Annotated in this window: 12 protein-coding genes; 2 read left to right on the top strand and 10 right to left on the bottom strand. The window is 37.6% G+C overall.

Going from position 1 to position 15016, the window contains the following annotated elements; genetic code table 11:
- Positions 1 to 118 precede the first annotated feature (118 nt).
- Positions 119 to 319: a four helix bundle protein gene (locus ABR854_RS15335; protein ID WP_350266289.1), complete on the bottom strand. Its 201-nt coding sequence runs from the start codon at positions 317 to 319 to the stop codon at positions 119 to 121.
- A 374-nt stretch (positions 320 to 693) separates the two neighbouring features.
- Between ABR854_RS15335 and ABR854_RS15330 the strand changes: the two genes are divergently transcribed.
- Together ABR854_RS15330 and ABR854_RS15325 are read left to right on the top strand one after the other, a co-directional pair.
- Positions 694 to 1536: a fumarylacetoacetate hydrolase family protein gene (locus ABR854_RS15330; protein WP_350266288.1), complete on the top strand. Its 843-nt coding sequence runs from the start codon at positions 694 to 696 to the stop codon at positions 1534 to 1536.
- 33 nt (positions 1537 to 1569) lie between these two features.
- Positions 1570 to 3132, top strand: coding sequence for an aldehyde dehydrogenase (NADP(+)) (locus tag ABR854_RS15325; protein ID WP_350266287.1), 1563 nt, complete (start codon positions 1570 to 1572; stop codon positions 3130 to 3132).
- Between the two features lie 82 nt (positions 3133 to 3214).
- Here the strand turns inward: ABR854_RS15325 and ABR854_RS15320 are convergent, their stop codons facing one another.
- The 9 genes from ABR854_RS15320 to ABR854_RS15280 form a co-directional block, all read right to left on the bottom strand.
- Positions 3215 to 5269 (bottom strand): WG repeat-containing protein, encoded by a 2055-nt coding sequence (locus tag ABR854_RS15320; protein WP_350266286.1) that lies wholly within the window; start codon positions 5267 to 5269, stop codon positions 3215 to 3217.
- A gap of 303 nt (positions 5270 to 5572) precedes the next feature.
- A complete protein-coding gene (locus ABR854_RS15315) occupies positions 5573 to 6148 on the bottom strand; it encodes an OmpH/Skp family outer membrane protein (RefSeq protein ID WP_350266285.1) in 576 nt (191 codons plus the stop codon).
- 9 nt (positions 6149 to 6157) lie between these two features.
- Positions 6158 to 6715, bottom strand: coding sequence for an OmpH/Skp family outer membrane protein (locus ABR854_RS15310; RefSeq protein WP_350266284.1), 558 nt, complete (start codon positions 6713 to 6715; stop codon positions 6158 to 6160).
- A gap of 169 nt (positions 6716 to 6884) precedes the next feature.
- A complete protein-coding gene (bamA, locus tag ABR854_RS15305; RefSeq protein WP_350266283.1) occupies positions 6885 to 9491 on the bottom strand; it encodes an outer membrane protein assembly factor BamA in 2607 nt (868 codons plus the stop codon).
- 75 nt (positions 9492 to 9566) lie between these two features.
- Positions 9567 to 10304: an undecaprenyl pyrophosphate synthase gene (gene uppS / locus ABR854_RS15300; protein WP_350266282.1), complete on the bottom strand. Its 738-nt coding sequence runs from the start codon at positions 10302 to 10304 to the stop codon at positions 9567 to 9569.
- Positions 10305 to 10486: 182 nt separating this feature from the next.
- Positions 10487 to 11272, bottom strand: a complete 786-nt coding sequence (gene porG / locus ABR854_RS15295; protein WP_350266281.1) for a type IX secretion system protein PorG — start codon at positions 11270 to 11272, stop codon at positions 10487 to 10489.
- 43 nt (positions 11273 to 11315) lie between these two features.
- A complete protein-coding gene (locus tag ABR854_RS15290) occupies positions 11316 to 12374 on the bottom strand; it encodes a DUF6089 family protein (protein WP_350266280.1) in 1059 nt (352 codons plus the stop codon).
- Positions 12375 to 12427: 53 nt separating this feature from the next.
- Positions 12428 to 13312 carry an NAD kinase gene (locus tag ABR854_RS15285; RefSeq protein ID WP_350266279.1) on the bottom strand — a complete coding sequence of 295 codons (885 nt, stop codon included), beginning with the start codon at positions 13310 to 13312 and terminating at the stop codon, positions 12428 to 12430.
- Between the two features lie 107 nt (positions 13313 to 13419).
- Positions 13420 to 14814 carry an MBL fold metallo-hydrolase gene (locus ABR854_RS15280; protein WP_350266278.1) on the bottom strand — a complete coding sequence of 465 codons (1395 nt, stop codon included), beginning with the start codon at positions 14812 to 14814 and terminating at the stop codon, positions 13420 to 13422.
- Between the last annotated feature and the right edge of the window lie 202 nt (positions 14815 to 15016).

Below are 15016 nucleotides of genomic sequence, written 5' to 3'. Positions count from 1 at the left end.
AAATTGAAATTAGCTCGTTGTTTTCGCTCATTACTGCTTCGAGCAATTTTATATCATCGAAAATGTTTTTTCGGCTGATTATCTTTAGGTTTACAAATGTCTCTCGTAATTCTTTTAGTCAAACCTTCATTTTATGAATAAAATCAGCCCTCGATTCACCAGATTGTGCTTCACCATAATTTAATGCTGGTGCTGTACTTGACCTTATTAACTGTCCTGCTAAGTGATTTCCTAATCGAGTATTTGGTAGGTTTTCGCCAATATCTGTGGCTTTAACTGCAAAATCAATTAATCTATTCTCTAAATCACTTGCCTTCATAACATTTTACTAAATAGTTATAAATACTCATTTTAATAATGAAAAAGCCTTCTTCACTCGGTGTGAAGAAGGCTTTTGTTGTTCATAGCAAACCCTTCTCCACTCGTTTTAGACGAGCAGAATAACAATTGGGATGACAAGAACAATGTTATTTTCCATTATAAAATATTCTCTAATTGCGAACATTCGCTATGTGCGAACAGTTTCTAAGACAAAGAAATTTACTTTCGCTTATATTTCCAAACTTTTTTTGAAAAATTTGGTTGTCATTCGTTTTCTAAATAGATTTTTATAAAAAAGTACCACCAAAAAAACACCGAATATGCTTCTTTTTGATTAATATTGGACTCTAAATTATTGCACATTTCGACCTCATGAAAATTTATAAAACCATACAAGGGTTCGTTATCGAACACAAAGGGCAATATTATATCTCTCGACACACCGATTGGGATTTATTTATTAACCGTGAAGACTTATTTTTTGAGTTACAGCGAGAAATTCAGCTTCTGCCCGCCGCCGCCGAATATAAATCCCTGATAGATAATGGCTTACAAGCTCCGATTCAGTCGCAGGAAGTTTGGGCTTCAGGTGTTACGTATCTGCGTAGCCGTAATGCACGCATGGAAGAATCAAAAGTAGCGGGTGGTGATAATTTCTATGACAGAGTCTATGACGCCGAACGCCCAGAGCTATTTTTTAAATCTGCACCACAACGTGTGGTAGGGTCGGGGCAAGCTGTTAGAATCAGAAAAGATTCTAAATGGAATGTCCCTGAGCCAGAACTTACACTATTTATCAATTCAAAAGGTCAGATTTCGGGCTACACCGTTGGCAATGACATGAGTTCGAGAGATATAGAAGGTGAAAATCCACTTTATCTACCGCAAGCCAAATCTTATGATAAAAGTGCCGCTATTGGGCCATGTATAGCCATTTTCGATAATCCGATTGATTCAAATACAAAAATTAGCCTTGAAATCTCTCGTTACGATATTCCAATTTTTAGTGATTCTATCGAAATCAATCGTATGAAACGTAAACATATTGATTTGGTCGAATACTTATTCCGTGAAATGTCTTTTCCACAAGGTTGTTTCCTGATGACAGGTACGGGTATTGTACCAAACGATGATTTTACGCTCGAAGTAGGCGATGTTATCTCAATCAGCATTGAGGGTATCGGCACATTAATTAATACCGTTGAAGTAAAATAACCCCCTTTTTTTAACATATTATTAGCCTTTTAAATGCAACTTACAGGAAGAAACATTATTGGTTTTGAAACTTTTTCGGAAGGAACAGTAGCCATTCAAGCCATTAATCCAGCCAGCGGCGAGACCCTCGCTCCATTATTTTACAAAGCAACCATCGAAGAACTTAATTTGGCAGCTCAAAAATCTGAAAATGCTTTTCAAGTTTATAGAAAACAGTCGGGAAAACAAAAAGCGGAGTTTCTTGAAAAAATAGCCGAAGAAATAGAAAGCTTAGGCGATGCACTCATTGAAAGATATGTAGCTGAGTCTGGCCTACCACAAGGCAGAGCAATGGGCGAACGTGGACGCACAACAGGCCAGCTTCGCTTGTTTGCTCAATTGTTGAAAGAAGGCTCATGGGTAAATGCCCGAATTGATACTGCTTTACCTGACCGCCAGCCATTGCCACGCCCCGATATTCGTTCGGTTGAGCGTCCGCTTGGTGTGGTGGGCGTTTTTGGTGCAAGTAATTTCCCATTGGCGTTTTCGGTTGCGGGTGGCGATACCGCTTCGGCGTTGGCGGCTGGTTGCCCAGTTATTTTTAAGGCACACCCTGCTCATTTAGGTACATCAGAACTCGTTGGAAAAGCCATTCAAAAAGCTGCTGAAGCAACGAATATGCCCGATGGTGTTTTCTCGTTATTATTCGATGATGGACACGAAATCGGTTTGGCACTCGTAAAACATCCAAGCGTAAAAGCTATCGGTTTTACGGGTTCATATAAAGGGGGAAAAGCTCTTTATGATGCTGCTGCCGCTCGCCCTGAGCCTATTCCTGTTTATGCCGAAATGGGAAGTGTAAACCCTGTGTTTGTATTACCTCGCACGCTTGAAGCGAATGGAGCTGCTTTAGCTCAAAACTTTGTTGGGTCAGTTACGTTGGGAGTGGGACAGTTTTGTACAAATCCAGGAATGCTTTTACTACAAAAAAATGAAGCATTTATTGCTGCTCTCGAACAACACGCCAGCACCAGCACAGGTGGTGTGATGCTCACAACGGGCATTCGTGATGCCTATGTGAAGGGTATTGAAAATACTAAAAATTATACGAAAGTAATCGGAGTAGGAAAAGCACCCGAAGGTTTTACTGCCGTAGAACCAATTATTTTTCATGCTTCGATTGAAGAGTTTACGCAAAACCCGCATTTATCCGAAGAGATTTTCGGGCCAACAAGTTTGGTGGTAGAGGCTAACTCAAAAGAAGAATTGATGGCAGCCGCTCAAAGTCTGACAGGACATCTAACGGCAACCGTTCACGGAACGCCCGAAGATTTGGCTGAATATGCTGATTTGATTGAGATTTTAGAGCAGAAAGTTGGTAGAATTTTGATTAATGGCTTCCCGACAGGTGTGGAAGTTTCGCACGCAATGGTGCATGGGGGGCCTTTCCCTGCGACAACCGATTCGAGAAGTACTTCGGTTGGTACAATGGCCATTACACGTTTTACTCGACCAGTTTGTTATCAAAATTTCCCTGATAGCTTATTAGTTGATGAACTAAAAGCTGATAATCCGTTAAATATTTGGCGATTGGTTGATGGAGAATTGAAAAAATAAGGTAGAATACTTAAAAATAATAGAAAGCAAAAAGTCCCGAATCATAAGATTCGGGACTTTTTGCTTATTAAATATTTGGTTTTTATTTCTGATTGGCTTTTCTTACTAATTCATAGAATTTAGCTGAATTCGCTGAAATACAATCACCAGCATTATTCAAATTATATTGATTATTTGATGTATCCGTAATTTCGTATTGAGATGTTTCTTCGTTGTATTTAACTGACTTAAATAAACAAGGAGCAATCTTAGCATTAAATTTATTGATAATTCCATACTTGTTATTTCCCTTCGAAACTACCGCCATACCATTCTTAAATGGATTGATTTCGGTGTATTCAAATGTTATCTGAACCTTACCTTTTTTGTCAATGAAACCATATTTATTATTATCATACTTCACACCAATAAGACCTTCTGATGAGAATAATAATTCATTGTAAGATGGAGCTAAAACTTCTTTTCCTGTAAAATCAAGCAAACCCCATTTATCACCTTTCAACATTGCCAAATTAGTTTTATCGAACTTACGAATGTTTTTGTAGGCTTCAGTTGTAAACCTTTTTAAGGTATTTTTATCAACCAAATTATAACCTTCGTCAACTCCACCTTTTTCAATAGGTGTTTCTGTACGGATTACAATTAGAGTACTTGCTAAGATTGTATCGGTAACCATATAACGAATACCTTCTGGAGCCGATGGATTTACACGGTCGATTACAATACGTCCGAAACGGTCATAAACCATATCAACAACACAGTTTCCAACTGGTTTACTACAATTGGTAGCCTTTTCTGATACTACTGCTAAACCAGTAAGGTTAAATGGTTGAACTTCATCAAATACAGGAGGAATTACTTCACTGCCATCAAAGCTAATGTATCCGCATTTTATGGTAGCTTTTTCTCCACTTGTTTTGCAAGCAGCAGCCAAGCCAAATCTGTTGAAATCACCAATTGAAGAGTAAGTCTCACTTAGTTTTCTCTCATTAAGTTCAATAATGCGTAAACCAGCGGCATCTTTTGCAACAACAGAAGCCGCTGTTGGTGATACTGCTGGGTCGATAACTACTGTTCTGATATAATCATAAGATGGCTTTATACGGGTATTTCCTTCGGAGTCAATCAAACCAACTTTTTTGTTTTGTTCAACCAAAATCCAACGATTCGCTTCCGAGAGACTAATTTTATCAAAAACTACATCAGTAATCACCGAACCATCAATTTTTATTAAACCATATTGTTTACCATTTCTTACCTTAAAGATATTACCAACAAATACTTCAATTTCGTCGAATCCTGCTGAGATTGGTTTCTTAATTACATCGTAGCTATTATCAATTAAAGCGAACTTATTACTTTTGAATTTCGCCAAACTAATACCATAACGAATAGCTTTTGCATCAACGATGTCGGTTAAAACTTCGCTCTCAATACCTTCAGCCGTTATGAAGTGCCAAAAGAATTTTTTAACTAAAGCTTTTCCATCATTGAATGGCTCTGCATAATCATATTGTGCAGGAATTACTTCTTCACCACAAAGGTTTAAGAAACCAAACACCATATCTTTTTTGATACGTGCGTATCCTTGATGGTAATTATCAATCAAACCATAACGAGGATTGCCTTTCAATGATTCTAAAGCAAAACCTGTGATTGCTCTTCCTTCATCATCTTGTGTTACTATGAAAGAACCCTTATCTTTTTCGGCAAAACACTGTCCACTTTGGCTAACCGAATATGTTTTATTCAGTTGGCTGGCTTGTTCCAGTTTAGAAACATTATCAATCGTAATTTTATTGACAATTTCTAACTCTCTTTTATAAGCAGTTTCGATTTGCGAGAGGTAGTTTGGAAATTGCTCATGCGTAAGAAAATCTTGCTTTACAAGCAAGCTATCCAATTCTTTGGGTAATGTTTTTTTCTTGTTATCCTCAAACTGCGACATAGTGTTTTTGGCATAACTCACAACAGATTTTCGAGCTACTGCACCAGAAACATACTGTTGCTGTGTATTAGCAAAGCCTCCGGTTGAATCTTTGGGAGATACTGATACGGCCTGTACCACTTGACCTTGTGCAAATGAGCTATAACCAAAGCCAATAAGCAAAAATAGAATAGAGTAGATTTTCTTCATTGTGGTTGGTTTTTACAAAATATTTTAGGCAATACTTATGTTTTTTTCTTCTTGTAATTATTCGCAAATAATAAGCAATTAACATAAAAAAACACAAAATATTAAAAAATATTTTGTCTAATTGGCTCACTCTTTAGCGTTATAACCGTTTGAAGAAGATACGGTTTTATAAATAGTTTAGATTTCTCGCACAAAAGTAACCATTCTTTAATAAGTTTTATCAAAAACGACAAACTAAATTAAACGATAAAAGCCGCAAAGATGAATTCATCTTTGCGGCTTTTATTATGTCTTTCGCTACGATTACTTTTTAGGAGCTGCTGCTGGAGTCGCTGCTGCTGCTGTTTTAGCAGGAGGTGTAACGCCTAATTTCTTGAATACTAAATCAGAAATATTGTCAGCGTCTGGAGCTACCAAAAGAATTGGTGTTGTTCCTGGACCAGCATCAGTATTGAAAACGTAGGTATATCCATTTTCTTTAGCTACATCTTTAACAGTTTTGTCGATTTTTTCCAAAACTGGAGCTAATAACTGTTGTTGTTTTTGTTGTAAAGCATTCTCTGAGTTTTGTTGAAACTCTTGGATAGCTGTTTGCCCTGATTGCAATTCTTTTTCACGATCAGCTTTGATTACGGCTGACATCGTTGCACCATTTTTTTGGTAATCTTCATATTTTGCTTGAAACGCAGCAATTTTATCCTGTAAAAGCTTGTCGTATTGAGCTTTTTCAGTTTTCAATTTATTTTCAATGTCTTTTGCATCAGGTATGTTGTTTAGGATATAGTCAACGTTGGTATATCCAATTTTTGTAGTTTGGGCATTTGCCATACCAACAAACATTAGAGCCGTGATAATTGCGGCGAAAAATTTTGTCTTCATCTTTTGTACTTATTTTTTTGGTTTGGTTACTTGGTTATTTTGATTTTTATCTTCTTTTAACGAAATCCCTAAAGCTTCCATTACATAATCTGTGTAATCGTGGCGAGGGTCGGTGTAAATCATGCTCATGTCAGATGCCTTATCAAAAATAAACATTAATTGTTTTTGTCGAGCTACTTTCTCACAAGCTTTGTAAATATCATCAAGGATTGACTTCATTATTTCTTTCTTTTTCAGAAACAACAGTCCATTTAATCCAAAAACTTTATTGTTGAGTTCTTTTACTTCAGCTTCCTTATCGTCGATGTTTTTCTGACGCTCTCGTTTCATTTCAGCCGTTAGCAAGATTTCTTCCTGCTGAAACTGTTGACGCATTTTTTCTAACTCTGAATACTTGGCTTGAATATCAAGCACCCATTTTTCAGAATACTTTTCCATCTCCTCTTGGGCTTTTTTATACTCAGGCATTTTGCTCGTAATAAACTCGGAATCAATGTATCCAAACTTTTGAGCAAAGCTTTGTACTGAAACAAGTGCCAAAAATAGTAAAAATATTGTCTTTTTCATTCAAAAAAATTTTTCAATGCGTGAATTATTGAATGTTTTTTATTTAATGGCTAATTAGACAATCGCAGCGGCGAAGCGTCTTTAGTTATTTTTGATTGTGACCTAACTAACGTATGATATATACAAAATTATTACACCATTAACAGATATTTAACATTTGTTGATGGGCTTAACGAATCTGCTGACCAATACTAAATGTAAATGACTTCAAACCACGATTCGAGATTCCTGGAATTGGGTCGAAGCCTTTTCCGAAATCAAGACCAATCATACCGAATGCAGGCATGAAGATTCTGGCACCAATACCTGCCGTACGACGAAGCTTGAATGGATTAAAGTCTTTGTAGCTTCCCCAGCTATTTCCTGCTTCAGCAAAACCCAAAACAAAAATAGTTGCCTGTGGATTTAACGAAACTGGATAACGTAATTCGGTTGCGTACTTACTATATACAATACCACCCATACGGCTAAGGGTTACACTACCATCACTCGTACGAAGTTTTTCGGCTTCTTCATAAGAAAGTTCATGTACAACACCCTCATCGTAGCCTCTCAAGCCTATCAGATCAGCACCTACGTTCATGGCATTTTGCATACCCATACCAGCACCACCTAAGATAAATCTTCCGAATGGACTAAAATCTGCACTTTGGCTATATTTACCCAAGAAACCCATGTTTGCTTTGGCGTGGAAAACGAGTTTTCCGACTACTGGAACGTACCAATCACCATCAAACATCCATTTGTGTCCTTCAATCCATTTGAATTTATCGGTTACTGGCGTATTTCTGAATAATGAATAAGGAGGGTTAAAGGTTGCATTTAATGTAAATTGCGAACCCGAGCGAGTAAATTGTGGGTTATCTAAACTATATCTTGATAGAACAAACGCCATTGAAAGGTCGTTGGCAACTCCTTTTTGAAAACCTGGGATGAAGTAACTATTGTCAACGTTGTATCTTTGGTAAGAAAGCGAAGCATTGAAACTGAAATTTCTATCAGGCCAGTTTAAGCGTTTTCCGTAAGTAATCGAGCCACCCGTGTTTTTGAAGTAGCCAGAGTAAATTCCCGAACCACCACCTGTGAAAGCAGCAGCATAAGCGGCTCCGTACTGACGCTCTAATGCTCTTTGGTAGCCTCGGTTGTCAGATGAAGTATGGAAAATACTTATCCCAAAAGAGTTTGGTTTTTTCCCCCCCAACCAAGGCTCAGTAAATGAAAGTGAATAGGTTTGGTAGAAACGTCCGCTGGCTTGAAGTCTAAGGGCTAAACGTTGGCCGTCACCCGCAGGAAGAGGTTTCCACTTTTTGAAATTATTGATATTGCGAGCAGAGAAGTTATTGAAAACAACCCCAAAAGTACCAACAAAGCCTTGAAGTCCACCCCATCCACCCGAAAGCTCAATGTTATCGCTTGGTTTTTCTTCTACGTTATATTCAATATCAACCGTTCCATCTGCTTGTGGGATTGGTTTTGGGTCAATTTTTTGTGGGTCAAAATAACCGAGTCTTGAAAGTGTCTGTTGAGTTTCGATAAGGTCAGTTTTACTGAACTTTTGACCCGGACGAGTTAAAAGCTCACGCATTACTACGTGGTCACTGGTTTTAGTGTTTCCGTTTAAGATAATACGATTAATTGTTGCTTGTTTACCTTCTCGGATACGCATTTCTATGTCGATTGAGTCGCCCTCAACGGCTACTTCAACTGGCTCACATTGGAAAAACAAATAACCATCATCCATGTAGGCCGAACTAACATCGCCTTGGGGAATTCCGTTTATTTTTTTATTGAGTTCTTCTGGATTATAAACATCTCCTTTTTTGATAGCGAGAATTGTTTCTAAATCTTTGGTTTTGCGTAGGTAATTGCCAGTCCAAGTTATATTTCGATAATAAAAACGAGTTCCTTCATTAATAGTCAGTATTAATCTAATATTATTTCCATCAGTCGAAATTATAGAGTCAGAAGTCACCTGAGCATCACGATACCCTTTCTTATTATAATATTCTACGATTTTCTCTTTATCTTCTTCAAACTTTTTTGGAATAAATTTCGATGGTGTAAAAATACGTAGTGGAGCTTTAATTTTTGTGCCTTTTAGTTTTGATAACACCTTATAGTCAGGCATTTCGGTTACGCCAACCAACTGTATATCATCAATTTTTACTTTACTCTTTTTATCAATAGTTACAATCAAGGCGGCATTATTGGCTCTGATTGTATCCGAAATTTGCTTTATCTGAACGTTTGTATTCAAAAAGCCTTTTTCGATATATACACGCTTAATAGTTAATTGAATATTCTTAATTAAGGCATCGGTGATAACTTTTCCTTTATTGGCTTTTACTTTTTCGCTAACTGCATCAATTTCACCTTTGCGGATTCCTTTAAAAACAAATTTATTGAGACGTGGACGCTCACGAAGGTGAATATCCAGCTCAACTTTGTCGAGTTCGATTTTTGTGATATTGATTGCTACATCTTCAATGATGCCTTGCTCCATCAAACGACGAATGGCTGTACTGATACGCTCGCCTGGAATGCTAATCTTATCGTTGATATTAAGGCCAGAAACGGAAATGAGGGTGTTCGGGTCTAAGAATTTTACGCCACTGACCGTGATTTTAGAAATCGTGTATTCTTTTGGTCGTTCATAGCTAACGGCAGCATCTTTTGGTTGGTCGTATTTACGACCAAGACCCAATGGAAACTGTGCCATGACATTGGTAGTAACAAGCAGTAAAACAAGAAAAGAAAGTAACTTTTGGATACGCATGATATAATAAGATGTCAGAAAAATCTATTTGAGGAATGCTTCGATTGTATATATAATTTAAAAGCGAAAATCTTGTTACTTTAATTGTTCACTGGTTTTCCCGAAACGTCTTTCACGGTGTTGATAGGCCGCAATGGCTTCAAACAAATGGTTTTTGCGGAATTCAGGCCAAAATAGGTCATCCATAAAGTATAATTCGGCATAAGCCAATTGCCAAAGAAGGTAATTGCTGATGCGATGGTCTCCGCCAGTACGAATCATTAAATCAACGTCAGGAGCATCTTCGGTTGCCAGATATTGTGAAAAAACATCTTCAGAAATATCCTCAACAGCGAGTTCTCCTGTTTTTATTTTCTCAGCAATCTGTCTCGTTGCTTGAACAATCTCCCATTTTCCACTATAACTCAAAGCCAAGATTAGCGTTAACCCAGTATTTTGTTTAGTTAATTCAATTGCATCAAGCATTTTCTTCCGAGCCGATGCAGGAAGGGTTTCAAGATTGCCAATTGTTTTTACTCGAACATTGTTTTTGTGTAAGTCAGGAACTTCCTCAGCAATTGTTTTAACCAATAACTGCATAATTCCATCAACCTCCAATTTAGGACGATTCCAGTTCTCGGTAGAAAAAGTATAAAGTGTTAGGTATTTTATACCTAATTCTACACAGCCTTCAACAGTATCACGCACTGACTTAACTCCATGATGATGCCCGAATATTCTCATTGCACCTTGTTGTTTAGCCCAACGTCCGTTGCCATCCATTATAACGGCTATATGAGAAGGTAAATTGCCTAAATCAATGTTTTCTTTCACTGGTAAATCAATTAACATTAACAAATTATCAACACTCTATTTGACTAATAATGCAAAAAGGACTGCAAAGGTAGAAAAAAAGAACGGTGTTTGATAAGTTTTTAATGAATTGTAGCTGATTATAAAGTTTTAAGGGTGAAATTTTATTATTTGTTTATAAAAAAGCTTAGTTCTAAAAACGTTTATCGACGAGTAGGGCAGTGTACTTTATAAAATACATAGCTTATTGAAAAATTTGTGTAGTAGTACATATCTTTTACTTTAGTACCTGGAATCTGGTACTTTAGAAGATATTGAAACTTGGGGTCACTTGGCACAACGCCTTGCGGAAGTAATAAAGTGAAGTTTCCCGCGGAGTATCCGATATTATCTAAGAAATCGGTAGTTGTGTGCCTTGCACCGAACTCAATACCCCAATTCCATTGGTTTCGCCACTGCTTCTTAAAACCAACTCCCAAAATCATTACCTGCTCAGTTTTATTGGTATTATAAGGTGTAAAAACCGATGGGTTTATGTCAGTTTTTAAAAGGGCTTTTGAATCTATCAAAGTAGCTCCGTAGCCACCAAAAACATAGGGTGTCCAGTTATCAACAATTCTTGATGCGTTGGTTCTGAAATTTAGAAAATTATATTCTATTTGTCCACTACCTTCCATCAATGTTGCATTGAAACTATATTCTCTTGATTGATGATAGGGGTCTGACTTCATGAATTTATCTTTGCCAACAACGCCGCCGAACATCCCCTGAGCCTTGAATGATACTGCACGGCTAAAATTCATTCGTACAAAAGCATTTGCCGCTGGACGCACGACCAAAGGTTTATAGGTAGGCATCACATCTCCTTTATATTGGTTCACGCCTACACCAGTGCCTACTTCCCATTTTTGAGCAACAACACAGGCAGGTAAAACCAATAAAAATATAAAGCTGAAGTTTCTTCGTACTACCGAATTATCAATAATCATTAAGAATTAATTTTAATGCTTACACAAGAAATGTAGTCGTGTGTTATTTAATAGGAGGGCATTTTATTTGGCTCGAAATAACATAACTCAAAGTGATTTGAGTAGTAAAATAGGTGTCCCATCTACCTGTTCCTCTTGCACTATTTGGAAAACCAAAAAGTACTGTACCATTTTGAGCTGGGGTGGGATTTGCTGACGCAACATTTAAGATATTAGTAGCGATATTTGCAAAGTCAGCTACTCTACTTACACCAGTTCGAGCAGTGTAGTCCTCTCCTGCACGGTTAGCAAAAATGGCTCCCAAAGGTGAAATTACTGCTAAATCAGCGGGATCAGGATAGTTAGTTTTACCAACATCATCTAAATAATCAAATGGTGTAATTCTAAGCCCTCCTTCAAGACCCAAATCAAACTTTTCATTTAGCTTTACTTTTACACCTAAACCTATAGGAAAAACAGGTTGGATAAGTGAATATGCCTTCGGATATGTATCATTAATACCTTGCCCAGAAGTTTGCTTATCTTTCAGGTTTGTCCAAGCCCCCAACGAGACCTCTCCAGTAGCTGGATTAACAGTAGCTACATCTCTTGCCTGTGGATTATGTGCATAAAACCCAAAACCAATAAATGTATATGGCATAATTCTACTTCTTCCTTGCGGGCCTTTACTATATTGTGGCAAAAGATTAAATAAGCCTGTAAGTGTAAATTCTTTTATATCGTTTCTAAAATGTAAGTTTCTTAAAAACGGTTGATACAACTTCTCAATACTTCGTTGAGAGAAAGTATAATCATCACCAAGAATTCTCGCCCATGTAAAACCAACACGAGCAGCTAATTGCGGGGATAACTGTCTTGTATAATTAACGGTAGCGTTCCATCTTACATTTGTGATAAGACCATAATAGAAATAACCGTAAGGAGATAAATCACCGAAATAGTGTGAACTACCACCACCTATTCCTACAGTAGAATATTGATTAAGCTTATTTTTTTTACTGAAAATCCCTGATTGAGCGAAGTTTTCTTGAGTTGCCAAAAGCACTATCGAAAAACTAAGTAATAGACCCAATGTCAGTTTGTTAGGTTTTAACAATTTCATACGAATTAGTAAGGTTTGTCGAAATATTTAACGTAATCACCAAAAGTTTATTGTTAGTTTCGGGCATCAATACCCCATTTTAGTTTTCCTCGTAAAGTACTCAGGAAATCATCGCCCTCCATCCTGACCATTTTGGCCTTAAAATCTTCTTTTCTAACAGTAATCGTTGTTTCTTCATCAGAACCTATAATCTTTGCCCTTGAATCCATCGAAACCAAAAAATTATTACTTCTACTTTCTACTTTAAACGAAATCACACTATCGTCAGAAACAATCATTGGGCGAACAAATAAATTGTGCGGACAGATTGGCGTAATGATAAAATTGGCCGAATGAGGCATTACCAAAGGCCCTCCGCAACTCAGCGAATATCCCGTAGAGCCCGTTGCCGTGGCAACCATCAAGCCATCTGCCCAATAAGTATTCAGAAACTCACCATTAATATAGGCGTGTACCACAATCATTGATGATGTATCGGTTTTTGAAATGGCTATTTCGTTGAGTGCAAAATTCGTGCCTTCTTCAAAAAGCTCAGTTTCGGAAGTAGCCGAAATCATGGTTCGCTCATCAACGGAATAGTAGCCGTTAATGAGTTGATAGATAGTTCGTTGTATTTTTTCAGGAGAAATAGCGGCCAAAAAACCCAAACGACCAAAATTGAAGCCTAAAATCGGGATTTCTCGCTTGCCTACGTGGGCAAGGGTTTCGAGGAAAGTGCCATCGCCACCGAGACTAAATGCAAAATCAGCATCGAAGATTTCGTCGGGTGTGGTATAAACTGCTTTTGAATCTAAACGAATTCCTGATTGTAACAAGACACGCTTAAATGATTCAGAAACCTGTATTTCAACTTTATGCTGCTTCAATTCGTCGAAAACCTGTTGAATATAAGGCACAGATTCTACACTAAATTTTCGACCGTGAATGGCTATTTTCATTGGAAACCACCCCCCCGCCCCTAAAGGGAGGCTTGTGTTTACATTCGTATGAGGCAAAAACTAAGGGCAAAATTACGAAGGAATGTTATAAATGCTATTTTTAATCTTTACAAATCGAAACTTTCTCCTTGTGCTGGAATTTGAATATCGTGAAAGCCCATTGAGTTTAAGCGATTTTTGAAAATAAGTTGGGTATCAATTTCGCCATGAACCAAGAAGAGTTTCTTGACTTTAGAGGTATCTTGACATGAAAGGTGGTGCATCATCTCTTTGTAGTCGGCGTGTGCTGAGAAAGAGTCCATGATTTCAATGTCGGCTCTTACTTTAAATGTTTCGCCAAAAATCCTTACTTCAGCTGGTTTGGTTTTAAGAGCTGCTCCTAAGCTACCCGGTGAACAGTAGCCGACTAAAAGAATTGTTGTTGAAGGCTTTTCAACATTATTCTTAATATGGTGTTTGATACGTCCAGCTTCAGCCATTCCCGATGATGAAATGATAATGCAAGGTTGTTTGCTATCGTTCAGTGCTTTCGATTCCATGACATCGCTTATATAATGCAAATTCTCGAAGCCAAAAGCATCGCCATCGTGTTTGACGTAAGCTAAAATTTCGGGATTAAAACATTCTTCGTTGTTTTTCATGACCATTGTGGCTTTGACCGACAGCGGGCTATCGACATAGACAGGAATTTTAGGTAGAAGACCCTCGTGAGCAAGTTGGTCAAGTGCGTAGATTAGCTCTTGGGTGCGGTCAACGGCAAACGCAGGAATGAGTAGCTTTCCCTTTTTTTCGATACAGGTTTGATAAACTATTCTGAGCAAATGCGTTTTCATATCGGCCTCTGGCTCATGTAGGCGATTACCATACGTCGATTCACAGAGAATATAATCAGCTTGTGGAAAAGGTTCTGGACTACGTAAGATTTTATCATTCGGGCGGCCAATATCTCCTGTGAAGAATAGCGTTTTATTGTGGTGTTCTTCTTCAAAAGTAAGATAAATACCCGCACTTCCAAGTAGGTGGCCAGCATCAAAATATTCTACTCTTACGCCTTCTTCTAAGTAAAAAGGTGCATGATAATCAACGGTTTTGAAAAGTTTCAATGCTGCTTCTACATCATCGGCATTGTAGAGTAGCTCGTAAGGTTCTTCGTTTCGGCCGATTCTTCGTTTATTGATGCGTTCGAGGTCTTTTTCTTGAATATGAGCCGAGTCCATTAGCATAATTTCGCACAAATCTTTAGTGGCTGGTGTGGCGTAAATAGTTCCTTTAAATCCTTTCCTGACCAAACGAGGCACAAGACCCGTATGGTCGATATGAGCGTGGCTTAAAATAAGAAAATCTACATCTTTGGGGTCAAAACCAAATTGTAGATTGAGTTCGGTTGTGCCGATTCCTTGAAAAAGGCCGCAGTCCAATAATATTTTTGTTCCCTTGTTGGTCGTAATGAGGTGTTTGCTGCCCGTAACTCGTTGAGCTGCTCCGTAGAATTGAATTTTCATAATACTCAGCCCAAATGGCGTTTTGTTGTTTTTTTGCAAATAAGAGAAAAATATTTTGTCAAAAAAAGACCCATAAAAGAAATGTTGATTAATGGCTTAATTGAGTTCAGAAGTTATTTGATAATTACCCCGAAATTTTAGAATAATTAATAAAATGGTTTTATTTGTAAAAAAATGCAGTAAAAATGACTTATCCAGTTGC

Source organism: Emticicia sp. W12TSBA100-4 (assembly GCF_040253585.1).
Lineage (GTDB): Bacteria > Bacteroidota > Bacteroidia > Cytophagales > Spirosomataceae > Emticicia.
Note: the sequence above shows the minus strand (reverse complement) of the source record. Positions and strands in the feature narration are given on the sequence as shown.